This window comes from Proteocatella sphenisci DSM 23131, assembly GCF_000423525.1.
GTDB lineage: Bacteria > Bacillota > Clostridia > Peptostreptococcales > Filifactoraceae > Proteocatella > Proteocatella sphenisci.
This window is the reverse complement of the sequence record NZ_AUID01000002.1, coordinates 100566-126341: the sequence shown is the minus strand read 5'-3', so window position 1 is coordinate 126341 and position 25776 is coordinate 100566. Positions and strand designations below refer to the sequence as shown.

Annotated in this window: 26 protein-coding genes; 24 read left to right on the top strand and 2 right to left on the bottom strand. The window is 36.9% G+C overall.

Translation table 11 applies throughout. The features are described from left to right. Window positions 1-6: 6 nt before the first annotated feature. The 10 genes from mce to G558_RS0101540 all read left to right on the top strand — a co-directional run bounded on the left by mce (window position 7) and on the right by G558_RS0101540 (window position 7900). Window positions 7-417 (top strand): methylmalonyl-CoA epimerase, encoded by a 411-nt coding sequence (gene mce / locus G558_RS0101585; protein WP_028828599.1) that lies wholly within the window; start codon window positions 7-9, stop codon window positions 415-417. Window positions 418-429: 12 nt separating this feature from the next. Then, entirely contained in the window at window positions 430-1974 is a 1545-nt protein-coding gene (locus G558_RS0101580; RefSeq protein WP_028828598.1) for an acyl-CoA carboxylase subunit beta, read from the top strand. An 18-nt stretch (window positions 1975-1992) separates the two neighbouring features. Then, window positions 1993-2400 (top strand): OadG family transporter subunit, encoded by a 408-nt coding sequence (locus G558_RS0101575; protein ID WP_028828597.1) that lies wholly within the window; start codon window positions 1993-1995, stop codon window positions 2398-2400. 19 nt (window positions 2401-2419) lie between these two features. Then, entirely contained in the window at window positions 2420-2818 is a 399-nt protein-coding gene (locus tag G558_RS0101570; RefSeq protein WP_330363764.1) for a biotin/lipoyl-containing protein, read from the top strand. Window positions 2819-2838: 20 nt separating this feature from the next. After that, on the top strand, window positions 2839-4065 hold the full coding sequence (locus tag G558_RS0101565) for a sodium ion-translocating decarboxylase subunit beta (RefSeq protein WP_028828595.1): 1227 nt from the start codon (window positions 2839-2841) through the stop codon (window positions 4063-4065). Between the two features lie 71 nt (window positions 4066-4136). Beyond that, window positions 4137-4673 carry a peptide-methionine (S)-S-oxide reductase MsrA gene (msrA, locus tag G558_RS0101560; protein ID WP_051188392.1) on the top strand — a complete coding sequence of 179 codons (537 nt, stop codon included), beginning with the start codon at window positions 4137-4139 and terminating at the stop codon, window positions 4671-4673. 19 nt (window positions 4674-4692) lie between these two features. Further along, window positions 4693-5193, top strand: coding sequence for a GAF domain-containing protein (locus G558_RS0101555; protein ID WP_156888483.1), 501 nt, complete (start codon window positions 4693-4695; stop codon window positions 5191-5193). A 114-nt stretch (window positions 5194-5307) separates the two neighbouring features. Then, a complete protein-coding gene (locus G558_RS0101550; protein ID WP_028828592.1) occupies window positions 5308-5691 on the top strand; it encodes a hypothetical protein in 384 nt (127 codons plus the stop codon). Between the two features lie 80 nt (window positions 5692-5771). Further along, a complete protein-coding gene (locus G558_RS0101545; protein ID WP_330363763.1) occupies window positions 5772-6488 on the top strand; it encodes a response regulator transcription factor in 717 nt (238 codons plus the stop codon). Then, window positions 6485-7900: a sensor histidine kinase gene (locus G558_RS0101540; protein WP_028828590.1), complete on the top strand. Its 1416-nt coding sequence runs from the start codon at window positions 6485-6487 to the stop codon at window positions 7898-7900. The genes G558_RS0101545 and G558_RS0101540 overlap by 4 nt, the downstream gene beginning before the upstream one ends. A gap of 100 nt (window positions 7901-8000) precedes the next feature. On the opposite strand, the gene G558_RS0101535 is transcribed toward G558_RS0101540, so the two are convergent. Then, a complete protein-coding gene (locus tag G558_RS0101535) occupies window positions 8001-8549 on the bottom strand; it encodes a cob(I)yrinic acid a,c-diamide adenosyltransferase (protein ID WP_028828589.1) in 549 nt (182 codons plus the stop codon). A 169-nt stretch (window positions 8550-8718) separates the two neighbouring features. On the opposite strand from G558_RS0101535, the gene G558_RS12035 reads away from it, so the two are divergent. The 7 genes from G558_RS12035 to G558_RS0101500 all read left to right on the top strand — a co-directional run bounded on the left by G558_RS12035 (window position 8719) and on the right by G558_RS0101500 (window position 16540). Beyond that, window positions 8719-9930, top strand: a complete 1212-nt coding sequence (locus G558_RS12035; protein ID WP_156888482.1) for a fasciclin domain-containing protein — start codon at window positions 8719-8721, stop codon at window positions 9928-9930. Between the two features lie 112 nt (window positions 9931-10042). Then, window positions 10043-10576, top strand: coding sequence for a GerMN domain-containing protein (locus G558_RS0101525; protein ID WP_028828588.1), 534 nt, complete (start codon window positions 10043-10045; stop codon window positions 10574-10576). Window positions 10577-10680: 104 nt separating this feature from the next. After that, window positions 10681-11160: a 23S rRNA (pseudouridine(1915)-N(3))-methyltransferase RlmH gene (gene rlmH, locus G558_RS0101520; protein ID WP_028828587.1), complete on the top strand. Its 480-nt coding sequence runs from the start codon at window positions 10681-10683 to the stop codon at window positions 11158-11160. A gap of 14 nt (window positions 11161-11174) precedes the next feature. Then, complete coding sequence (locus G558_RS0101515) at window positions 11175-13172, top strand: fructose-bisphosphatase class III (protein WP_028828586.1); 1998 nt, start codon at window positions 11175-11177, stop codon at window positions 13170-13172. A 251-nt stretch (window positions 13173-13423) separates the two neighbouring features. Beyond that, entirely contained in the window at window positions 13424-14425 is a 1002-nt protein-coding gene (locus tag G558_RS0101510) for a glycine betaine ABC transporter substrate-binding protein (RefSeq protein ID WP_028828585.1), read from the top strand. Between the two features lie 34 nt (window positions 14426-14459). Beyond that, entirely contained in the window at window positions 14460-15326 is an 867-nt protein-coding gene (locus tag G558_RS0101505; protein WP_028828584.1) for an ABC transporter permease, read from the top strand. Continuing rightward, window positions 15326-16540, top strand: a complete 1215-nt coding sequence (locus G558_RS0101500) for a quaternary amine ABC transporter ATP-binding protein (protein WP_051188391.1) — start codon at window positions 15326-15328, stop codon at window positions 16538-16540. The genes G558_RS0101505 and G558_RS0101500 overlap by 1 nt, the downstream gene beginning before the upstream one ends. A 67-nt stretch (window positions 16541-16607) precedes the next feature. Here G558_RS0101500 and G558_RS0101495 read toward each other — a convergent pair whose 3' ends face one another. Continuing rightward, complete coding sequence (locus G558_RS0101495) at window positions 16608-17921, bottom strand: Na+/H+ antiporter NhaC family protein (RefSeq protein ID WP_028828582.1); 1314 nt, start codon at window positions 17919-17921, stop codon at window positions 16608-16610. A 206-nt stretch (window positions 17922-18127) separates the two neighbouring features. Here G558_RS0101495 and G558_RS0101490 point away from each other — a divergent pair, with 206 nt between their 5' ends. From G558_RS0101490 to aroE, 7 genes are all read left to right on the top strand, one after another. Further along, window positions 18128-18835 carry a pseudouridine synthase gene (locus G558_RS0101490; RefSeq protein WP_028828581.1) on the top strand — a complete coding sequence of 236 codons (708 nt, stop codon included), beginning with the start codon at window positions 18128-18130 and terminating at the stop codon, window positions 18833-18835. Window positions 18836-19181: 346 nt separating this feature from the next. Next, entirely contained in the window at window positions 19182-20195 is a 1014-nt protein-coding gene (gene aroF / locus G558_RS0101485; RefSeq protein ID WP_028828580.1) for a 3-deoxy-7-phosphoheptulonate synthase, read from the top strand. A gap of 164 nt (window positions 20196-20359) precedes the next feature. Beyond that, the gene (gene aroB, locus G558_RS0101480) at window positions 20360-21421 is read left to right on the top strand and encodes a 3-dehydroquinate synthase (RefSeq protein ID WP_028828579.1); all 1062 of its coding nucleotides are present in this window, start codon (window positions 20360-20362) and stop codon (window positions 21419-21421) included. A gap of 21 nt (window positions 21422-21442) precedes the next feature. Continuing rightward, window positions 21443-22729, top strand: coding sequence for a 3-phosphoshikimate 1-carboxyvinyltransferase (gene aroA / locus G558_RS0101475; protein ID WP_028828578.1), 1287 nt, complete (start codon window positions 21443-21445; stop codon window positions 22727-22729). Beyond that, a complete protein-coding gene (gene aroC / locus G558_RS0101470) occupies window positions 22710-23795 on the top strand; it encodes a chorismate synthase (RefSeq protein ID WP_028828577.1) in 1086 nt (361 codons plus the stop codon). The genes aroA and aroC overlap by 20 nt, the downstream gene beginning before the upstream one ends. Beyond that, window positions 23792-24940, top strand: coding sequence for a prephenate dehydratase (gene pheA / locus G558_RS0101465; RefSeq protein WP_028828576.1), 1149 nt, complete (start codon window positions 23792-23794; stop codon window positions 24938-24940). Before aroC ends, pheA begins: the two co-directional genes overlap by 4 nt. Window positions 24941-24957: 17 nt before the next feature. Further along, window positions 24958-25770, top strand: coding sequence for a shikimate dehydrogenase (gene aroE / locus G558_RS0101460; RefSeq protein ID WP_028828575.1), 813 nt, complete (start codon window positions 24958-24960; stop codon window positions 25768-25770). Window positions 25771-25776 lie beyond the last annotated feature (6 nt).

Below are 25776 nucleotides of genomic sequence, written 5' to 3'. Positions count from 1 at the left end.
AGAATTATGAACGTAAACAGAGTAGATCACATAGGTATTGCAGTTACTAATCTTGATGAAACTATAAAGTTTTATGAAGATGTACTTAATATCAAGTGCGAAGGAACTGAAGTAGTTGAAGAACAAAAAGTCAGAGTAGCTTTTTTCCCTGTGGGAGATACAGAACTTGAATTTCTTGAGTCTACACACGAAGATGGACCTATAGCCAAATTTATAGAAAAAAATGGCGGAAGAGGCGGCGTACAGCATATAGCCCTTAGAGTAGATAATATAGAAGAAGCTATAGAAGAGATGAAAGCAAAAGGCTGTAAAATGATAGATGAAACACCGCGATATGGTGCAGGTGGGGCAAAAATAGCATTCTGTCACCCCAAATCAACAGACGGAATATTAATAGAACTAAGTGAAAGAGTTTAACGGGAGGGAAAAATGTCTGAAAAATTAACACAGTTGTTAGAAAAAAGAGCAAAAATTGAAGAAGCAGGCGGGAAAAAGAGAGTTGAAAAACAGCACGCATCGGGAAAGCTGACAGCGAGAGAAAGAATAACAATGCTGTTTGATGAGAAAACATTTGTAGAGCTGGATGCATTTGTAAAGCACAGATGTACTAATTTTGACATGGCAAGCACAGATGCCCCTGCAGAAGGCGTAGTTACTGGATACGGCAAAGTTGAAGGCAGACTCGTTTATGCGTATGCCCAGGACTTCACTGTAGTAGGAGGATCTCTTGGAGAAATGCATGCAGGTAAAATCTGTAAAGTGATGGATCTTGCTCTGAAAATGGGAGCTCCTTGTGTAGGTATGAACGATTCAGGAGGAGCAAGAATACAAGAAGCTGTAGACGCCCTCAAAGGATATGGTGCAATATTTTACAGAAACACAATATCATCAGGAGTAATACCTCAGATATCAGTAATAATGGGGCCTTGTGCCGGTGGAGCAGTGTATTCACCAGCAATAACTGACTTTATTTTTATGGTTGAAAAGACAAGCCAGATGTTTATAACGGGACCACAGGTAATAAAGGCAGTAACAGGAGAAGATGTTACTTCAGAAGCACTTGGGGGAGCGCTTACTCATAACTCTATATCAGGAGTAGCGCATTACAAAGCATCAGATGATGAAGCCGCAATAATGGAAGTAAGAAGACTGCTTTCATTCCTTCCTTCAAATAATCTTGAAAAAGCCCCAGTATACGAATGCAGTGACGATCCAAACAGATTTTCTGAGTTGCTTAATGAAATAATACCAGAGAGTCCAAGCAAGGCATATGATGTAAAGAACATAATCAGAGAAATCGTGGACAATGGCGACTTTATGGAGTATCAGGAACTTTATGCTATGAACATCGTTACAGGATATGCCAGATTAAATGGACAGAGCGTAGGTATAATAGCAAATCAGCCAAAAGTAATGGCCGGATCACTGGATATAAATGCTTCAGACAAGGCTGCAAGATTTATAAGAACATGTGACTCATACAATATACCAGTTATAAATATAGAAGACGTGCCAGGTTTCCTTCCAGGTACATCACAAGAGTATGGCGGAATCATAAGACATGGAGCAAAAATGCTCTATGCCTACAGTGAAGCTACCGTTCCAAAAATAACACTGATAACTAGAAAAGCCTATGGCGGATCATATATAGCAATGTGTTCAAAAGAACTTGGCGCTGATATGGTATTCGCGTGGCCAACGGCAGAAATTGCTGTAATGGGACCAGATGGAGCTGCAAACATAATATTCCGTAAAGAAATAGAAGCCTCAGATAATCCTGTAGAAACAAGAGCCAAGATGATACAGGATTATAAAGATGAGTTTGCTACACCATACAAGGCAGCTGAAAGAGGATATGTAGATGACATAATAGAGCCATCACACTCAAGAATCAGACTTATCGATGCGCTGGAAATGCTAAGCACAAAGAGAGAACAGAGACCTTCTAAAAAACATGGAAATATTCCACTGTAAGAACAGGAGATTATAATAATGAATGAATTAATAACTCGGATGGCTTCTGATGTTTCTTCGATGTCTGTCGCAGAGAAAATGACAGGCGGGCTTATAGTGACGCTGTTTTCTATGGCTATAGTAGTTATAGTGCTTGTCATAATAATGTTTGCAATAAAATTTATGACAGCTTCACTTTCAGACAGACCTAAAAAAATCAAAGAATCAGAAGTTAAAATATCCCACAATGAAGATACTGCGAACCCTGCAGATATTTCTGGTGGGTCAATAATTAATAAAGATGAAGAGATTGCAGCAGTGATTGCAGCTATAAGCTCGTATTACGCTTCTGGAGAAACTAAGATTGTAATCAAAAACATAGCAAGAAATGAAAAGAGCTCGTGGGCAAACGCAGGAATGCTGGAACAATTGAACAGTAGATTATAAATACTTGGAGGAATATATAATGATTAAGAAATTCAATGTTAAAGTAAATGGAAATTCATATGAAGTAGAAGTAGAAGAAATAAAAGATGGTTCTCAAGCGACAAGACCGGCAGTTCAAAGACCAGCAGTGCAATCGGCAGCACCAGCTACAGTGGCACCTGCACCGTCTGCGCCAAAAACAGGATCAGCTCCTGTTGCAGCTGGCTCTGGCTCTGTTACATCGCCAATGCCAGGAACTATTTTGGACATAATGGTTAAAGAAGGAGACGCGGTAAAGGCAGGTCAGGTATGTGTAATACTTGAGGCAATGAAAATGGAAAATGAACTTCCTGCTCCATGTGATGGAACAGTAAAATCTGTTCACGTTACAAAGGGTGCATCAGTTAATACTTCGGACGTATTAGTTGTTATAGGCTAAACAGAAAATAGGAGGAACACATGAGTCAGTTGATATTAGACTTTATTTCATCCACTGGTATCGCAAATATCACGGGTGGAGAAGCTATAATGATAGTAGTGGCTTGTGTATTACTTTACCTGGCTATTGCAAAAGGATTTGAGCCACTCTTGCTCATTCCTATTGCATTTGGTATGCTTTTGGCAAACCTTCCATTAGCAGACGTAATGGGACTGCCTAATACTATACTTAGTCTTCATCAGCCTGAAAATATAGCTGAGGCTACAAGACAGATGGAGCTGGCACAGCAGGGTAAAATGATTGCAAGCATGAAAACACAAACACCTGGAGGTCTGGTTTATTATCTCTCACAAGGTGCAAAACTTGGTATATTCCCTCCACTGATATTCCTTGGAGTAGGTGCAATGACTGATTTTTCTCCACTTATTGCCAGTCCAAAGAGCCTTCTTCTTGGAGCTGCAGCTCAGTTTGGAATATTCTTTACTTTCTTTGGGGCCATAATTCTTGGATTTTCAGCTCAAGAAGCAGCATCAATAGGAATAATAGGGGGGGCCGATGGACCAACCGCCATCTTACTTACATCAAAACTTGCGCCACATCTGCTGGGACCAATAGCAGTTGCCGCGTATTCATATATGGCGCTGGTTCCAGTTATACAGCCGCCGATAATGAAACTGCTTACAACCGAAGACGAACGAAAGATAACTATGAAACAGCTTCGCGTAGTAAGCAAAAAAGAGAAAATAATTTTCCCTATAGCAGTAACTATAATAGTTTCACTTATACTTCCGCCAGCAGCTACACTTGTTGGAATGCTTATGCTTGGAAACTTGTTTAAGGAAAGTGGTGTAACAGACCGCTTAAGCAAGACTTCAACAAATGAACTTATAAATATAGTAACCATACTTCTTGGAGTATCAGTAGGAGCAACTGCAAATGCTGAAACGTTCTTAAAGCTTGAAACTATAAAAATAATAGTTCTGGGAGTTGTTGCATTTGGAATCGGAACAGCTGCAGGAGTAATAATTGCAAAATTAATGAACAAGTTTTCAAAGGGAGACCCGATAAATCCACTTATAGGATCGGCAGGGGTTTCAGCAGTACCTATGGCTGCCAGAGTATCAAACAAAGTCGGAAGAGAATATAATCCATCAAACTTCCTTCTTATGCATGCAATGGGACCAAACGTGGCTGGAGTAATAGGGTCAGCAGTTGCAGCCGGCGTACTTCTTACCCTTTTTGGATAAATCAAATAAGACATACTTAACTCGCAGCATTTAGCTGCGGGTTTCTTTAAATTAATATTAAGGAGGCAAACATGAAATCTTTACTACCCCAAAACCCTAATACGAAGATTGAATTCAAGAAAGAAAACCTCAGAGAAATATATATAGCAGGAGGCTGTTTCTGGGGAATACAGGCGTATTATTCCAGAATACTCGGCGTAAAAGAGTCAATCAGCGGGTATGCCAATGGAACAAAAGAAAATCCAACTTATGAAGAAGTATGTACAGGAACAACTGGCCATACAGAGACAGTAAAAATTGTATACGATAAAACAATTCTCAGTCTTGAGAAAATTGTTGAGATATTTTTTAAAATAGTAGACCCTACTCAAAGAAACAGACAGTCAAATGACATAGGTACACAGTACAGAAGTGGTATATATTACCTTGATGAAAACGAAAAAGAAATTATTGATAAAATCGTTGAAAGTAAAGGTGCTGATTATGAAAATCCTATAGTTACAGAAGTCGAAAAACTCAAGTGTTTTTATGAGGCAGAAGAGTATCATCAGGCATATCTGGACAAGAATCCAGGGGGATACTGCCACGTTAACTTTGACACATTATAGAGAAAAAGGAGAAAATTTTATGAGCTTTAATTTTTCTGAAATATTCAAAGATCAACCCAAAGAAAAACTTTACGAACAGCTTTATCAGATGGCAGAAGGACTTTTTTTTGACGAGAGAGACATGCTTGCAAACATGGGAAATCTATCTTCATTATTATATTACAATCTAAGTAATATAAATTGGGCCGGTTTTTACCTGAATCGAAATAATGAGCTTGTGCTTGGCCCTTTCAATGGTAAAGTTGCCTGCACCAGAATAGCTATAGGAAGAGGCGTGTGTGGAACCGCTGCATCTGAAAATAGTACGCAGATAGTAGAAGACGTCCACCAGTTTCCAGGGCATATTGCCTGTGACAGCGCCAGCAACTCAGAAATTGTCCTTCCTCTATATAAAGACGGAAAACTTCTTGGAGTTCTTGATATAGACAGCTTTGAAAAAGCTACATTCGATGAAGAAGACGAAAAGGGACTTAAGAAAATACTGGATCTTTTTATAGAAAAAACCGATCTATTAATATAATAATAGAAAAAAGTAATTATTTCACGTAGATTTCACATAAGTATTTTAAAATGGGTTTATGGCAATGGAAATTGCCGGGAAAAATAACTTACTGAGAATTGAAAGGAAATAATTATGAAAAAGAATGCAAACAAATTAGGAGCAACACTAATGGCAGCAATGCTTCTTACGAGCGTTGGAATGACAAGTGCTTTTGCGCAAGAATCTCCTGAAAAAGGCATGAATGATAGAAGGCCAGGGATGGTGCGTGAGTTACCAGAAGGCTTTGCGAATATGACAGATGCTGAAAAAGCAGCAATGAAAGCAGAAAGAGATGCCCAAAGAGCTGAGATGCAGTCAAAATTTGCGAATATGACAGATGCTGAAAAAGCAGCAATGAAAGCAGAAAGAGAAGCTCGAAGAGCTGAAATGAAAGCGAAATTTGCCAATATGACAGATGCTGAAAAAGCAGCAATGAAAGCAGAAAGAGAAGCTCAAAGAACTGGCAGACAGGCTTAAATAAACGATTTATGAAAGAGAAGAGCTTCGGCTCTTCTCTTTTAGATTATAACGAATTGCAGAATTTACTTTAAATCCTGATGATGATATACTTGAATAAATATTCTGAGGGCGAGGTGGAAATTATAATTAAAATATTGATAGCCGATGACGATTTTATTTTTCGAGATTTAGTTGGCGATATTTTGAGAAAACAGGAATATGTTGTCCTCGAAGCATGCAATGGCGAGGAAGCAATTGATTTATTCTTTGGCAACACGGATATAGACATTATTATTTTGGACGTGATGATGCCTCTATACGATGGCTGGGAGGTGCTCGCAGAAATAAGAAAGCACTCTGACGTTCCTGTCATAATGCTCACGGCACTAGGAGACGAAGAAAGTGAAATACATTCTCTTCTTAAAGGCGCTGATGATTATATAACAAAGCCTTTCAGTTATCAGGTCTTCCTTGCAAGAGTGGATTCTCAGGTCAGAAAAATCAGGAAAGAACGTGAGTCTAGTCTATCAGCAGGTAAAATTGAGATTGACAGGCAGTCCCACAGAGTCACAGCATGCGGAGAAGATATATCTCTTAGCAACAAAGAATTACAACTTCTGATTTATTTTATCAACAACGAAAATATAGTACTCAGCAGGGATGTAATTTTAAATAACATCTGGGGCTATGATTTTGATGGAGATATAAGGACCATAGATACTCATGTAAAGACTCTTCGGGCAAAACTTCTCGAATGTGGGCACTACGTCCAGACTGTTAGAGGAAGTGGGTATCGCTTTGAGGTGATAAAATGAGGATGAATATAAGGCAGAAACTTTTTGTGGTTTTTGTAATCCTAATTATAATGGTGGTTGGCGTAGGCTCACTTTTAAATGCTCTTTTGCTTGAAAAATACTATATAAAAAAAAATGAGGCCATATTTATAAAAACCGCTGAAGTAATCCAAGAGGAGCTTAAAAAAGGTAGCGTAGATATAGATGATTTAATTCAAAGCATAGACAGGGCAGACAATATAAGCATAATTATAATGAATAATAACTATGAGGTACTCAGTACCTCATATCCGAGGAATCTGGGGATTCGAGATAACGTGCTTAATAATGAAATGAGATCAGTCATCAGAAACGGTGGAATAAGACGGGGTGATGGCTATATATTCAAGGTAATGGGAAAAAATGATAATCAAGCTTCTGCGCTGTTGTTTGCGAGTCAGATACAGCCGGATAAAATTATCCTCATGTCAAAACAGATAAAAGGAATACAACTAAGTGTTGCAATTTCTAACGAGTTTTATCTTTATGTGGGGATATTTATGATTTTTCTCGGATTTATATTTACTACAGTATTTTCCAAAAAAATATCTTCACCAATAGTAGAAATGAGCCGTATTGCGACCAATATTTCAAATTTAAAGTTTGATGAAAGAATAGAGATAAGAACTGAGGACGAAATAGGAGACCTTGGAAGCAGTATTAATAATATTTCAGAAAAACTGAGCGAAAGCATCGGCAAACTCCGAAATGACATAGAACAGAGAAAACAGCTTGTGCGAAACATTTCTCATGAAATGAAAACCCCGATAGGCGTTGTCAAAGGTTATTCAGAAGCCCTACAATTTGGGGTAGCGGATACTGAAGAGAAAAGAGAAAAATATTTCAAGGTGATTTCCGAGGAATGTGACCGTATGAATAACATGATAAATGAAATTCTTGAAATTTCCATGCTCGAAGAGGCTGTCGCTAAACCCCATATGAAAAAAATTAAAATAGAAGTTATGTTGACTTCTATCGCCGAGCGATTTGAAAGCTCCCTAAAATTAAAAAAAATCACTATTCAAATACAGTGTCAGGAAGATCTGCTTATATATGCCGATTATAAACTTCTTGAAAGAGCCGTAGGGAATTTTGTAAGCAATGCAGTCAAATATGCCGATGAAGGTGGCGAGGTTATCATGAAGGCTTTTGGAGATCAAGACAAAGTAACTATATCCGTCTATAACTCTGGAAGTCATATTAAACCCGAAGATCTTGATAAAATATGGGACGTTTTCTATAAGGTGGATAAGGCAAGAAGCAGAAATCAGAGCGGTCATGGAATAGGACTTTCTATTGTGAGGACTATAGTTTCGATTCACGCAGGACAAGTTTTTGTAAAAAACCATGACAACGGTGTAGAATTTTCTATGGAATTACCAATAAGCGTATAAAGGAAAAAATAAAGTATATGAAGCAAAAAAATCCTGAATTATTCTATGATCTACATTTTTGCAGGTCTTGAATAATTCAGGATTTTTAATTATTTTAAGTTTAAAGTTTTTCCTTGGACATTTCTTCAAAGTCAACCAGTACAAGTTCAGTTTCAAGGTATCTTGCAAAAGCATAAAGTGTGTCAGATAGTCTGTTTACAAACTTTACAAGAATCGGGTTCACTTCGATTTCGGAGTCGAGCGCAAGAATTCTTCTTTCGGCTCTCCTGCATACAGTTCTTGCAACATGAAGAGAAGATGAAGCAGCAGAACTTCCAGGTATAATAAAGGCATTGACCTTGTCTATTTTTGCAAGGATCTCGTCAATCCAGCCTTCTAGTGCAAAAATATCTTCTTCTGTTACGGAAAGTTTAAATTCTCCATTTTCAGAAGTAGCAAGTTCGCCTGCAACAAAAAATAATTTTTTCTGTATTTTGAATAATCTCTCGCTGATATCTTTGTCTTCTATAAAATTACGGGCATGGCCGATTGTAGAATTAAGCTCATCAACCGTTCCATAAGCTTCTACTCTTACAGAATCTTTTCTTACTCTGGTGCCATCATATAAAGATGTTTCTCCTCTGTCGCCTGTCTTTGTGTATATTTTCATAAAATCCTCCAGTACAATTATAAAATAAACAATTATTAAGAATATACCCATAAATGCAAATTTAATTCATAAAAATAAATAATCTCTTATAATACAACATAGATTATGACAAGTTAAAATAGGGTAGAATGTACTTAACCAAATATTTTTATAGAAAAGGAGAAAAACTATGAAAAAAAGATTAGGAATTGTAATGGCTTTTATGATGATATTTTCTAGTTTCAGTTCACTTGCGGTAGGAAACAATGACGGAGAAGGTGCGATAACATACAATGGAGTAAAAATGTTTCCTCTAAGGACTGTAGCAATGCTTATCAAGGCGGACGTAAAATGGGACAATACACAAAAAGCTGCTGTGATGATGATGGAGGGAAAGACAGTAACGTTCAAAGCAGGACAAAATCAGGCTATGGTAAATGACAAGAATATGACATTGAAAAATATGCCATATCTTAAAAATGGGAAAATGTATATCAGTGAGAGTTCCTTGATGGATATCTGGGAAGTAGGAATTGAATACGTTGATGGAAAAGCAACTTTAAAGAATATGACTAAAATGGATATAGTTGACACAGCAGTTGCTGCAGGCAGCTTTGATACACTTGTAGCTGCAGTTAAAGCAGCAGGTCTTGTAGATACGCTCAAAGGAGAAGGTCCTTTTACAGTATTTGCACCTACAGACGCTGCATTTGCAAAACTTCCAAAAGGCACTGTAGAAAATCTTCTTATGCCTGAAAACAAAGCTGCACTTATTGATATTTTAACATATCATGTAGTAGCAGGAGATAAGATGGCAGCAGATGTTGTTAAAATGGACAAAATAAAAATGCTTAATGGCAAAGACGCTATGATCGAAATAAAAGATGGAAAAGCTATGATCGATGGAGCAACTATAACAATGACAGACATAGTTACTTCAAACGGGGTAATCCATGTTATAGACGCTGTTATGCTTCCTGAAGCAAAAATGGATATAGTTGACACAGCAGTTGCTGCAGGTGACTTTAAAACACTTGTAGCAGCAGTTAAAGCAGCAGGTCTTGTAGATACGCTCAAAGGAGAAGGTCCTTTTACAGTATTTGCACCTACAGTCGGTTTAGGTGCTGCATTTGCAAAACTTCCAAAAGGCACTGTAGAAGACCTTCTTATGCCTGAAAACAAAGCTGCACTTATTGATATTTTAACATATCATGCAGTAGCAGGAGATAAGATGGCAGCAGATGTTGTTAAAATGGACAAAATAAAAATGCTTAATGGCAAAGATGCTATGATCGAAATAAAAGATGGAAAAGCTATGATCGATGGAGCAACTATAACAATGACAGACATAGTTACTTCAAACGGGGTAATCCATGTTATAGATACTGTTATGCTTCCTTAATTATTTATTATTAATCACAAATTATGTTGTGCCTCTATATTTATAGAGGCACTTTCTTATTATATGTGGTAAAATATAAATAGATATATCATTAAAACATGGAGGTTAACGTATGATAAAAAAAATTATGGCCATACTGATGGTGATGCTTGTAGCTCTTACAGGATGCAATACATCACAAGATGATCAGACACAAGATATACCAAAAGTGAAGGAAAGCATCAACCTTTACTATCCGAATATTGATGATGGAAAATACTACTTTATGACTGTGGCGGTTGAAAAAGAAAGCGAAAAAGAAGTTAAAGATATAATAGTTGAGCAGTACAAGGCAAATGTAATAAAAGGTACAGGCAGTGTACTGAGTGAAAATACTCAGATAAAAGAAATCGATCTTGATGATGAGGGAATACTTCATATAGACTTTAACGATGCTTTCAGATACGAAATGAATGCGGGATCAGAGTACGAAGCTATGATTATTCAGAGCATAACTAATACATTTGGCCAGTATTATGATACAGACAGAGCTATAATTACAGTAGAAGGAAAACTTTATGAATCTGGGCATATACTTCTGGAAGAAGGATCCTATTTTGAGACAGACTTCAGCAATATTTCAGAGGTAGACAAAAATATTTGTTAACACAGTGGTATTGTAATATTGAATCCATATTTCTCTTGTGATTATCGGGAGAAATGTGGATTTTTTTGATATAATAATATAATAAGTACGAGAAAGGAATTTATATGAATATAAAACTTGTAACAGTAGGGAAACTTAAAGAAAAATACTTAAAAGATGCAATTGCAGAATACACTAAAAGGCTTGGAAGATATTGCAAGCTCGAAATCATAGAACTTCCGGATGAAAAAACAAGTGAAAACGCATCACAAAAAGAAGAAGAAATTGTAAGAGAAAAAGAAGGCAGGAATATAATTTCCAAAATTAAAGACAATGAATATGTCATAGCCCTTGATCTTAAGGGAAAGCAACTTAGCTCAGAAGAACTTGCAGAATTCATTTCAGAGAAGGGCGTAATGGGGAGACCAGATCTGACCTTTATAATAGGGGGAAGCCTTGGGATATCACAAGAAGTTCTTGCAAGAGCTGACTACAAGCTATGCTTTTCAAAAATGACATTTCCGCATCAGCTATTCAGGGTAATGCTGCTCGAACAGATATACAGGGGATTTAGAATAAATTACGGAGAACCATATCATAAATAAAGGAGGTATTTTTTATGAGTTACAATAACAGTGATATAACTGGCGAGTTTGAAAGTGAACTGCGATATCTCAAACTGCTGTCCAGACAATATCCAACTATAGCTGAGGCCTGCACAGAAATAATAAATTTGCAGGCAATATTAAACCTTCCTAAGGGAACTGAACATTTTTTGACTGATATTCATGGAGAATATGAATCTTTTAATCATGTTTTAAAGAATGCATCGGGAGTTATAAAAAGAAAGATAATGTATGTTTTTGGAGATATTTTAAGCGAAAAGGAGATAAAGAGCCTTTCAACTCTTATTTATTATCCCGAACAGAAATTGGCACTTATGCTCAAGGATGAGGAAAACATAGAAGATTGGTACAAGATAAATATGCATAGACTGATAGAGATATGCAGACATGTATCTTCAAAATATACAAGGCTTAAGGTGCGTAAAGCGCTCCCAAAGGACTTTGCATACATCATTGAAGAATTGCTTCACGAAAGACCAGACCGAATGGATAAGGAAGAATATTACAGTGAAATAATAAAAACTATAATACGGATTGGAAGAGCGGATGAATTTATAAGCGCTATTTCAAAGCTTATTCAAAGACTGGTAATAGATCGCCTGCATATTGTGGGGGATATATTTGACAGAGGGCCAGGCGCAGACATTGTGATGGATACTCTGATGAACTATCATAACGTAGACGTTCAGTGGGGCAACCATGACATACTATGGATGGGTGCCGCTGCTGGAAGTGAGGCATGTATTGCAACTGTTCTAAGAATTTGTGCCAGATATGTAAACCTTGACATAGTAGAAGAAGGATATGGAATAAACATACTGCCATTGGCGACTTTTGCTTTAGACTGGTATAGCGATGATGAGTGCTTTAACTTTAGACCTAAAATTGAAAACGATATGCAATACAGCGAAAAAGATTTAAAGCTGATATCCCAGATGCACAAGGCAATAAGCATAATACAGTTTAAATTAGAGGGTGAAATAATTAATAGACGTCCACATTTTGGGTTACAGGACAGACTCTTACTAAATAAAATAAATTTTGAAGATGGAACTATTAATCTGGACGGCAAGACATACAAATTGAATGATAACAAATTTCCAACCATAAACCCTGAGAATCCTTATGAGCTTATTCCTGAAGAAAGAGAGCTTGTGGAAAAACTTAAATTTTCTTTTTTAAACAGTGAAAGACTTCAAAAACATGTCAGATTTCTTTTTGCAAAGGGAAGTGTTTACTTAAAATGTAATTCAAATTTATTGTATCACGGATGCATACCGTTAAATGAAGATTTCAGCTTTAAAAAAGTTAAAATTGGAGCTACTGGAAGAGAATACAGTGGTAAAATCTACCTGGACAGACTCGAAGTTCTCGTGAGAGAGGGATATTTTTATAAAAACAATCCAGCTGCCAAACTTTATGGCATGGATTTGACATGGTATCTGTGGACAGGACCAGAGTCTCCGCTTTTTGGTAAAGATAAGATGACTACCTTTGAAAGATATTTTATAGATGACAAGGAAACTCATGTTGAGAACAAGACGACCTATTTCAAACTGCAGGATAATGAGGATGTCTGCAATATGATATTTGAAGAATTCGGTCTAAATCCCGAGACTTCTCATATAATAAATGGCCATGTACCTGTCAAAATAAAAAAAGGAGAGAGTCCGATAAAGGCAAATGGTAAATTGCTGGTTATAGACGGGGGCCTTTCAAAAGCGTATCAAGATACTACCGGAATAGCGGGTTACACACTTATATATAACTCCTATGGCCTTTTATTGGCGTCACACGAGTCCTTTGAGTCAACTCAAAAAGCCATTGAAGAAGAACAAGATATCATTTCTACAACAATGGTTTTAGAGAGAGAAGTTGAACGAAAAAGAGTAGGAGATACAGATGTAGGCGAAGAACTCAGAACTCAGATTAAGGATTTAGAAATGCTTCTGGATGCCTACAGAAAAGGGGTTATTAAAGAGCAGAAATAAAAGAATATACTACAAATGGTATATATTTGAGTGAATATGTAATATAATATAACTAGATATAGATTTTCACAGTGAAGTTGCAGCAACAAAAAATTGGATTTTTTGAGTTTAATGCAGTAATTCAAATGTGGTAAATGTGAGGAAATATCATTAAATTGGGTATATATGTAAATAGAAAATTTAAAAAAATATTTTATTTAAAATTTCTATTTACATTCACTTATAAAAGTTATGTTTGAAAGGGGAAACAAATGAAAAAATTACTTACATTAGTTATTATTACAACAATGTTAGCACTGGGGCTAACCGGATGTTCACAGGGCGATACAGGTGATTCAAATGAAACAATTGCTATTGTAGCAACTGATAATGGTTGGGATAGTCAGATGCTCCATAATGCAATAGCAAAATTGATTGTTGAAAATGCTTTTGACAATTATACTTTTGATACGTCAACAGGTTCATCTACAATGAACTGGCAGTCGCTCATAGCTGGAGACATAGACCTTGATATCGAGAGCTGGACTGATAATGTTGTCAGTTATGACGATGATATAGCCAGCGGAAACATTGTTGAAGTTGGTGTTCTTGTTCCAGACAGTAATCAGGGACTTTATGTTCCAAGATATGTTATAGAGGGTGATCCAGCGCGAGGCATCGAAGCTATGGCTCCAGATTTGAAAACTGTAGCAGATTTGAAAAATTATCCACAAATATTCCCAGATGACGAGGACAAGACAAAAGGGCGTATATATGGGGCAATTCCAGGCTGGATGGCTGATGAAATTCTTTATAAAAAATATGAATTTTATGGATTGAATGAAGGCTATAACTATACAAGACTAGGAAGCGAATCTACTTTATTTGCATCTCTTGTTTCTGCATATAATCTGGGTGAGCCTTGGGTTGGGTATTGCTATGAGCCTACATGGGTAAGTGGAAAGCTTGATATAGTATTACTTGAAGATGCACCATATGATGCTGAAAAATATATGAATGGTGAATGTGAATTCCCTTCACAGGAGCTAAAAATAGTAAGCAGCGGCAAGTTTGCTGAAAAAGCTCCTGAATTAGTTGAGTTTTTCAGTAAATATCAAACGGGAAGTGATTTAATAGGTAAAGCGCTTGCTCATCTTGACGAAACAAAGGCAACTCACGAAGAGACTGCTAAATGGGTTCTTACAGAAAATGATGCTTTACTAGATCAATGGTTAACTTCGGAGCAGGCAGACAGAGTGCGTGCGGTACTGTAGATGACAATAAACTTTAAAAGGAGGAATTTTGAATTTGGAGAGTTATATTTTTGCATTTCCTAAAGCATGGGAATTTAATTTGGGATCATCCATAGATGATGTTGTTAAACTTTTTAGTCGAAATAACAGAGATATACTCAACGCAATAAAATCGGCAATAATAAGTATAATACAGTCAATTAATGGCTTGCTTGATCTTATCCCATGGTTTGTATTGGTACTCGTAATAGGATATCTCGGTTACAGGGTAAGTAAAAAGGTTCACATTGGATTGATATACGGGGCTTCGCTTATTTTCATAGGTAGCAGCGGACTTTGGGAACAGATGCTTCAGACCATAAGTATAGTAATTGCAGCGGTTATATTGTCCCTGCTTTTGGGATTCCCACTTGGAATATTGATTGCAATGAGTAAAAAAGCGGAGAGCGTAATACGGCCGGTGCTGGATTTAATGCAGACTATGCCATCGTTTGTCTATCTGGTACCTGCAGTTATTCTGTTTGGTACGGGAAAAACACCTGCTTTGATAGCAACAACAATTTATGCCATAGTGCCAATGGTACGTATGACCAGCCATGGGATAACACATGTGGACTCTGATACGAAGGAAGCTGCATTGGCTTTTGGATCCACTAAAATACAGGCACTCGTTAAAGTTGAGATTCCACAGGCAATGCCCACAATCATGACAGGCGTCAATCAAACGATAATGATGGCTATGTCTATGGTTGTAACATGTGCTCTGATTGGAGCTGATGGACTGGGACTGGAGATACTTCTCGCTACAAATCGTGTAGAAATGGGAAAAGCACTTCTTCCAGGGGTATCAATTGTAATAGTAGCTGTTATACTCGATCGCCTTACACAGGGTTTAATCAAAGAGAATGAGGTGATTGAATAATGGAGAACAATACTATAAACGATACTATGAACGACAATGTGGATGATAATGTAATTGAAGTCAGCCATCTTTCGAAATTATATGGAATAAATAAAAAAGAAGCAGCTAAAATGATGAGTGAAGGTGCAAGTAAGGATGAAGTGCTTAAAAAGACAGGCGTTACAGTAGCTCTTTGGGACGTGTCATTTAAAGTAAAGCGTGGAGGAATATATGTAATTATAGGGCTCTCGGGTTCTGGAAAATCTACGCTGGTGCGTTGTTTCAACTGCCTTATCAAGCCTACATCTGGTGAGGTGAGATTTGAAAATAAAGAGCTGGAAAAACTAGACAAAAAAGAACTTTTGGAATATAGAAGAAATAAAATATCTATGGTATTTCAAAATTTTGGTCTAATGTCACATCGAAACGTAATAGATAATGTGGGATATGGATTAGAGGTAAAGGGGATTTCTAAAGAAGAAAGAGATCAAAAGTCAATCGAAGCTACGAAACTGGTTGGACTGGAAGGCTGGGAAAATAGCCCCATTGCCAGTCTGTCTGGAGGGATGAAGCAAAGGGTAGGGCTTGCAAGGGCTTTGGCAAATGACCCTGAAATTTTGCTCATGGACGAACCTTTTTCTGCTCTCGATCCGCTTGTAAGAAAAGATATGCAATTTGAACTGCTCTCTATACAGAGAAAGCTTGGGAAAACTGTCATATTTATTACACATGATATTGACGAAGCCTTCAAACTGGGAGATACCGTAAATATAATGAGAGACGGAAAGATAGTTCAGATAGATACACCGGAAAATATGTCGGCATATCCGGCTGATGACTACGTAAAACTGTTTATTGATAGCGCAGACAAGTCTAAGGTAATGAGTGTAAAGCACATTATGATTACACCGTCATGTCTGGTTAAGGAAAGCACTTCACCAATAAATGCAATAAGAGAGATGAGACAGAACTCGACATCGAGTGCATATGCAGTAGATAAAAAAATGAAATTTAAAGGCATTATAACTATAGATGATGCCATTAAGGCAAACAAAGAAAGCTTGCCGTTGTTTGATTTTATTATCAGTGACACGATAACTGTTACGGAGGATACACTCATTAATGATGTGCTTCCGCTTTCGGCAAAATCATCGTTTCCAATCGCGATTATAAGTGATTCGGGGACCCTAAGAGGGATTGTAACAAAAGCCTCTGTATTATCATCTTTAGTTTAAGTTATAAAATAAAAATTATAATATAACACTAAATATAAAGATATCACATTTTTTAAGTGTGATATCTTTATATTTTTTTGATTTTGAAATAAATCAGGTTGAGTACAGGTATAAGATACAGATAGAATGCATATGGAATGAATCCACTGTGGCTAACATCCAATGTAGAAGTTGGCAAAAGTGAAGCAATATTCCATGGAATAAGAGCGGATAGAATTATACCGGTATTTTCCAAATCTACAGCTAATTGGTGATTATCAATACTGTTATAAGTATATACCTTTTTCATAAGCTGGTTAGTTAAGACAATCGAAATAGATTGATTGCATCCAACTGCAGCAGTTACAATACTGACAATTGTGGTATAAAAGAAAACAGTACTTCTTTTTTTTGCTTTTCTTAATATATCTTCTGCACTTTTAAGCATTTTTGTTCCTTCAAATATTCCGGCAAGGGAGCAGGAAATAAACACGACCAGAGCAGCTTTCCACATAAAGATGATTCCTCCGCCTTTAATTATGTCATAAAGGGGGCTCGATGGATCAAGTCTAAATCCCAGGAACAGATATTTTATAATTTCTATAAGACTGTTATTTTGAATTAAGAAGCTTATAAAAGCGGCGCTCAGTATACTAAATGACATAGAAATTTTGACATTTATTTTTAGTATGGACAAAATAATTATTATGACAGCTGGTAATAAAACCATCCAGTTTATATTGAAAACATCGATAAGGTTGCTGTCAATATTGGTACCTGTAAAATTCAAAGGCTGTTTAAATGAAAACATAGTATAAAGTATTATTGATATAACAAACGGAACAATTGCTGTTGAAAACATATTTCTTATGTTAACAAAAAGATTGGTCCCGGTTATGCTTGCAACCAGACTTGCACTTGAAGACATAGGAGAAGATCTGTCTCCCAGAAAAGCTCCTGAAATAATAGCCCCTGTTGCTATATTTAGATCGACATTGCCACCCTTTGCCATGATTATTAAAGCAAGGCCTACGGTACTTACTGTTCCAAGTGATGTACCAAGCAGCATAGATGTCACAGCGCTTATTAAGAATGCGTAGAGAATAAAAAAATTGGGATTCATAAGATTAAGAGTATAATAAACTATGGCTGGTACGGTTCCTGAAGCCATCCACATAGATGTTATTGCTCCTATCAATACGAATATCTTCAAAACAACAAAAGCATCTTTTCCACCTGTATAGGACATTATAAGGATGTTTTTTACAGGAAATCCTCTTTTCCATGAAATAAAGGCAAAAATGAAAAATCCCGTTAACAATGGAATACCGACAAAGATACCCTTGTATACAGAAAAAATGAGTACTGAAAAAGTGAATAGCATACCGATAACTATATCCATAATTAAGACTCCCTACTTTAAATTTTTATCAAAAAACACATATTAAAAGCCATAAGTTTATGTTAATACAAATCATAGCATCACACAAGTTAATTATTTCAATAAATGTAAGTACAACAACTGCAGATATTAATTGAATTTATAAGTTCTACGTGATAAAATTAATTTACATACAAAAATAAATAATATATTCAAGGGAGCATATAATGAGATTAAACAAATTTATCAGTTCAACAGGACTGTATTCAAGGCGACAGGCAGATGAATTGATTAAAGATAAAAGAGTGAGTGTTAACGGAGAAACTGGAATTATAGGCCAAGATGTAAATGAAGATGATAAGATAGATATAGACGGGAAACCATTAAAATTAAATGAAAACAATGTATATATTATCTTGAATAAGCCTACAGGCATAACTTGCACTACTGAAAGACATATAGAAGGCAATATAGTTGACTTTGTAAATCACACTGAACGAATTTTTCCAGTTGGCAGATTGGACAAAGATTCTGAAGGCCTGATCTTATTAACAAATGATGGTGATATTGTGAATAAGATTTTGCGAGAAGGTAACAATAACAAAAAAGAGTATATAGTAACTGTGAATAAAATCATAACATCAAGTTTTATAAAGGCTATGTCTGATGGTGTAAAAATTTATAATCCTGTAAAAAATGAATATACCATAACCAAAAAATGTGAGGTAGTTAAAATTAACGACAGGACATTCAAAATCACGCTGTCTCAAGGATTAAACAGGCAAATTAGAAGAATGTGCTCAGCTTTTGAATATAAGGTACTTAATTTAAAACGCATTAAAATTATGGATTTGACTCTGGAAGGATTGGACACTGGAAAGTGGAGAAACTTGACAGCTGAGGAGATAGAAAATATTAAAAACAAATTGTCTTAATTAAAAATTTATTCTGAAAATTGGAAATTTATGTTGACACATAGAATAAACTAATATAGAATATGCCTTAACACAAAAATAAAAAATCTTTCCAAAAGGAGACAGTATCATGAAAAATCTTACTATAAAGAGATTCGTAGAACAATTTAATTATTATTTTAGCTTTAGCTTTAGCTTTTATTTTTATAGCTACGGCACTTTGTTCTATAAAAAAATAGGAATCCCTTTATGATGAGAAATTAAGATACGTGTTTCGCCTTACCAAGGACATGTAAATTATCTGTATATAAAACAGGCTCATATAATGAGTCTGTTTTTTTAGTACTTAAATTCAGGAGGAAATCAAATGATAGTTATAATAAAATCAGGAACATCACCAGAGATGGTTAAAAAAATAAAAGAAAAGCTGGAATCTAAAGGAGTTGAAGTTGATATAACAAGAGGTACCAATAAGACGGTTTTATGCGTAGTTGGTGATACGAGAATGATTGATATAAACTCTATAAAATCATTCCCCGAAGTAGACGACGTGCTTAAGGTAATGGAGCCTTACAAGAAGGCAAACAGGCTTATGCATCCCGAAAATACTATTGTTGATGTTAACGGCAGACTTATTGGCGGAAAAAAAATAGCGGTAATTGCAGGACCTTGTTCGGTAGAGACTGAAGATCAGATTGTTGGAATCGCAGAAAGTATCATAGACTCAGGAGCGGAATTTTTAAGAGGTGGAGCTTTCAAACCCAGAACTTCACCATACTCATTCCAGGGACTTGGTGCAACTGGACTGGATCTGCTTTCAAAAGCCAGAGAAAAAACCGGACTTCCCGTAGTAAGTGAGCTTATGTCTGCAGATATGCTGGAAAAATTTGTTGAAGAAGTAGATATAATACAGATTGGTGCAAGAAACATGCAAAACTTCGATTTGCTTAAAGAAGTTGGGCGAATCAAGAAACCGATTCTTCTTAAACGAGGTCAGTCGGCAACAATAGAGGAGTGGTTGATGTCAGCCGAGTATATAATGGCTGGAGGAAACAATGATGTAATTCTTTGCGAAAGAGGAATAAGAACTTTTGAAACCAGCACCAGAAACACTCTGGATTTGAGTGCAATACCAGTTATCAAAAAGCTCAGTCACCTTCCTGTTATAGTCGATCCAAGTCATGCTACAGGTGCATGGTGGATGGTTGAATCACTTTCAAGAGCGGCAATAGCAGTTGGAGCGGATGGGCTTATAATTGAGGTTCACAATGACCCTGCAAATGCGCTTTGTGATGGAGCGCAGTCCATTAAACCTGAAAACTTCAATGATCTTATGAAATCATTGAAGTACATTGCCCTGGCAGTTGGAAGAGAGATGTAGGTTCAGATATCGTAATTATTTGCCTGTATCCTGAGCAAATTGTGAAATATATAAAAGACAATATGAATTTCTTTAAAAAGGGTGCTATAATTACTGATATAGCAGGTATAAAATCGGGAATTGTAAAAGAGATTAATGGGATATATGGAAGGAGATCATGTAAATTGAAAGAATTAATTGTAGAACTTCCGGGTAAGGATTATCCAATATATATAGAAAAAGGCCTTTTTGGAAGGCTGGGTAAGGAAATCTCAAAAATATACAAGGGGAAAAAAGTTGCAGTTGTCACAGATGAAAATATAGCCGCTGAGTATGGAAGAGATGTCGAGGCTGATCTTTTGAGCAGTGGATTTCTTGTCAAACTTGTTATAATAAAGCCTGGGGAAAAGAGCAAGTCCCTTGAGGTATATGCCGAGGTCTGCGATAAGCTTCTGGAATTTGGAATCACAAAAGGAGATTTGATAGTGGCTTTTGGGGGAGGAGTAACAGGAGACCTTGCAGGATTTGTTGCATCAACTCTTCTTCGGGGAATAACATATGTTCAGGTTCCTACTTCACTGCTTGCACAGGTTGACAGCAGCGTTGGAGGAAAAGTTGCAATTGATCACCCCAGAGGTAAAAATCTCATAGGGAGCTTCTATCATCCAAGGGCTGTGTTTATAGACCCGGAGATTTTGAAAACACTTGACAGTCGATTTTTAAATGATGGCATGGCAGAGGTAATAAAGTATGCCTGCATAAGAAGCCCTGAACTGTTCGAAAAATTGTCAGAAATGGAAGTCGAAAAAGATCCTCTTAATGGATTAGAAGATATAATTTATACCTGCTGCAAAATCAAGAGCGGCATAGTTCAAAGAGATGAGAAAGATGCAGGAGAACGCATGGTACTTAATTTTGGACATACCCTGGGGCATGCCATAGAAAAGTACTATGGCTTTGAAAAGTACAGCCACGGGGAAGCGGTCGCTATAGGAATGTATGCGATTACACTTAAAACTGAAGAAGAAGGCATCACAAAGGCCGGAACTGCAGCTTCCATAAAGCGTCTTTTGACCAAATACTCCCTTCCCTTTAAGATAGAGGGTATGGACAAACCAGGCTTGCTTGAGGCCATAGCCCTTGATAAAAAAAGCGATGGGGATGACCTTAATATAGTAGTACTGAGCGAAATTGGAGACGGATATTTAAAGAAAATTAAAAAAGAAGAGATTTTGAGATATCTATAGTTTTTGGAAAGGACTTAATTAATGAAACATATAAAGCTGGAACCATCGAATCTGAAAGGTCAGGTAAAAATACCTCCTTCAAAAAGCCTGTGTCACAGAGCTATAATATGTGCTTCCCTTTGCGAGGGAGAGAGCAGGATTCAAGACTTTGTAATGTCAGAGGATATGGAGGCTACCATAGGCGGTATGAGGGTGCTTGGAGCGAAAATAGACCAGCTTTTAGATCAGAACGGTACTTTGGAGCTTAAGATAAGCGGAAGAGACAAAAAGAATGGAGAGTATATAGACTGCATCGAATCAGGATCTACAATCAGGTTTTTGATACCACTTGCCCTTTTGGATGAAGGAAAAATAACATTTGATGGAAGAGGGAAACTTGCCACAAGGCCTTTGGGTCCATACAAGGAAATGTTTGATAAACAAAATATAAATTACTTATATGAAGACAATCATCTGCCCCTTACTGTAGACGGCGTTTTAAAGAGCGGTGAGTACCCACTTAAAGGAAACATAAGCTCACAGTTTATAACTGGACTGATGTTTGCGCTTCCCCTTCTTGACGGTGACTCAAGAATTGTAATTACAACAGAGCTTGAATCCAAGGGATATGTCGATTTGACTCTGGATATGCTCAAAAAATATGGGATTCAGGTTGAGAACAAAGACTACAGAGAATTCATCGTAAAAGGAAATCAAAGGTATTCAAAAAGAGATTATCGCGTTGAAGGGGATTTTTCGCAGGCTGCATTTTGGATTGTAGCGGGAATAATCGGGAATGGCCTTGAGTGCAATAACCTCAATCTAGAATCCCTTCAGGGCGACAAAGTTATTTTGGATATAGTGCGTGAGATGGGCGGTTGTTTTAAAGAAAATGAAGATTCTGTAACTGTATATAAATCAGATACAAAGGGAACCGTTATAGATGCTTCCCAGTGTCCGGACCTGGTTCCTATACTGACTGTTTTAGCATCACTCAGCAAAGGAACTACCAGAATAATAAATGCTGCAAGGGTGAGAATCAAAGAATCGGACAGACTCAAGGCCATATCTGAAGAACTTCGCAAGCTTGGGGCCGACATAGAAGAACTCAAAGAAGGACTCGTTATAAATGGAGTTGAGAGGCTCTGGGGCGGCGAAGTAGACAGCTGGAACGATCACAGGATAGCTATGGCGCTTGCCGTTGCCTCTACAAGGTGTGAATCTCCGGTCATCATAAGAAACAGTGAGGCCGTAAACAAATCCTATCCGGGATTCTGGAAAGACTTTGAAAGTTTAGGAGGAAATATTCATGAGTGGAATTTGGGGTAGAAACATCAAGGTTTCAATATTTGGAGAATCACATGGATCAGCCATTGGAGTAACGATAGACGGCCTGCCTTCGGGACTGGAACTGGACATAGATGAAATCAAAAGAGAAATGAAAAGAAGAGCGCCAGGAAGAAATCTTCTCTCAACTCAGAGAGATGAAAAGGACGAATTTGAAATATTAAGCGGATATTTTAACGAAAAAACCACCGGAACCCCGCTTGCCGCAATTATAAGAAACAAGGATGAACATTCTAAGGACTATTCAGAAATAAAAAGCAAGATGAGACCTTCACATGCTGATTATACAGGCAAGGTAAGATACAGTGGCTTCAACGATTATAGAGGGGGAGGACATTTTTCGGGAAGAATTACTGCTCCTCTTGTATTTGCAGGCGCTCTTGCAAGCCAGATTCTAAAATCCAAGGGCATAGTAATAGGGAGCCATATACTGAGCATAGGAAAAATAAGCGAAGATAATTTTAACTTCATAAATATAGAAAAAGAGACATTGGATGACCTGTCCATAATGGATTTCCCAGTCATTTCTCATGAAAAAGGCGAAGCTATGAAAGCCGCTATCCTGACTGCAAAAGAAAATCATGACTCTTTGGGAGGGATAATTGAGACCGCAGTAATCAATCTTAAACCAGGAATAGGCTCACCGTTTTTTGATTCTGTTGAAAGCACACTTGCGGGGCTTCTGTTTTCTGTGCCAGGGGTAAAAGGCGTGGAATTTGGGCTGGGCTTTGACATATCAGCTATGGAAGGCTCGTCAGTAAATGATGAAATGTATGTAGAAGGCGATAAAATCAAGACATACACAAATAATAACGGTGGTATACTTGGTGGAATAACCAATGGAATGCCAGTGGTTTTCAGGACGGCCTTCAAACCGACTGCTTCGATATCCAAAAAACAGCAGACTGTAGATATTGAAAAAATGGACAATATAATTCTTGAAATAAAAGGCAGACATGACCCTTGCATAGTACAGCGAGCAGTACCTGTAGTAGAGGCGGTAACAGCGCTTGGACTGCTTGATCTGCTTATGGAGGCAAAAATATGAAAGAACTTGATTTAAATGAACTTAGAGACGAAATAAACGAAATAGATTCGAGCCTGGCACAGCTTTTTGAAAAACGTATGGAAATTGTCGCAAGGGTTGCAGAATATAAAATAAAAAACAATATGCCAGTGCTTAACAGTGAAAGAGAGGCGCAGGTAATTAAAAAAAGCATCGAGAGCCTGAACAATAAATCTCTGAGCAAGGAAATGGAAGAATTTTTTGTTGATATAATGAGAATAAGCAGGGATCTTCAAAGTAAACATATTCAGGAAAATCAAAAACGGTCCATAGTAGATAAAAAAACATTAAAAACTCGAACAGGCAACAAGGCACTAAAAATTGGTTTTCAGGGAATAAATGGTTCGTTCAGTGAAGAAGCACTTTTTAATTATTTTGGAGAAGCAACAAACACCAGTGCATACAAATATTTTGAGGATGTATTTGTGGCGATAAGTGAGGGAATTGTAGATTACGGTATCTTGCCTATAGAGAACTCCTCGACAGGAAGCGTAAATGAAGTTTATGATCTTTTGAGAAAATACGGATGTTATATAAACGGTGAAATAGTTATTAAGGTAAAACAGAACCTTCTTGGCGTAAAAGGGTCAAGCATAGATGACATAGAGGAAGTATACTCTCATGAGCAGGGATTTCAGCAATCGGCACAGTTTTTTCGGGATTATCCAAATTGGAAACTGATTCCATATCACAATACCGCTCTGAGCGCAAAACTTGTGAGTGAAGCCGGCGATAAATCAAAGGCCGCCGTTGCCAGTGACAGAGCGGCAGCCATGTATGGACTGGATATATTAAAGGAAAACCTGAACTTTAACAGCAATAATTATACACGCTTTGTAATTGTAGGAAAAGACCTTGAGATAGATGAGTGTTCAGACAAAATCAGTGTCGTATTGACGGTTAAGCATAAGGTAGGTTCGCTTTTCGATGTATTGAAATTGTTCTCAGAAAAAGGGCTCAACTTGATGAAAATTGAATCCAGACCGATTATGAATAAATCATGGGAATACTTCTTTCATATAGATTTTGAGGGAAATCTAAAAGAACCGAAAGTAAATAATATCGTGGAAGATATAAAAACCAGAACCACTTATTTCAAAATACTTGGCAATTACAAAAAATATTGATTAACAGGAGCAAATAGATGAAGCATATTTATGGTTTACTTGGAGAAAAACTGGGACACAGCCTTTCTCCATCAATTCACAAGATGATATTTGAAGAACTGAATCTTGACGCGAGCTACCATCTTTTTGAAGTAGAAAAAACTGATTTAAAAGATGCCATGCATAGATTTAAAGAGTCAGGAATTAAGGGAATGAACGTTACCATACCATATAAAATATGTGTAATGCAGTATCTTGACGAAATATCACCAGAAGCGGCCAAAATTTCAGCTGTAAATACCGTGTTTTTTGAAGGCGACAAACTGAAAGGCTTTAACACAGACTACTACGGTTTTGGAATGCTTCTCAAAAAAAATCAAATCGAGACAATAAATAAATTCGCAGTGATACTTGGAAGCGGAGGGGCAGCCAAGGCGGTGCTTCAATACCTCACAGACAATGGGGTAAAAGAGATAACGATAGTAAGCAGAGACTCTTCAAATATTAAGAATGAATTTGGCGGATGCAATACGGTATCATATGAAGAACTAAAACATCTTGATTCAAAAGATATTATAATAAACTGTACCCCAAAAGGCATGTATCCAAATATAGGTGCATCGCCGGTGGAAAAAGATATAATAAAAAAATTCAAAGTGGCGGTAGACCTTATATACAATCCAGGTGAAACTGTGTTTTTAAGATATGCAAGAGAAAATGGAATCAAAGCTGTAAATGGTCTTTATATGCTTGTAGGGCAGGCCGTTAAATCACAGGAGATATGGAATAATATCAAGATAAAAGACAGCCTTGTTGAAAATATATTTATAAAAACAGGTGAGCTGGTATAGGAGAAT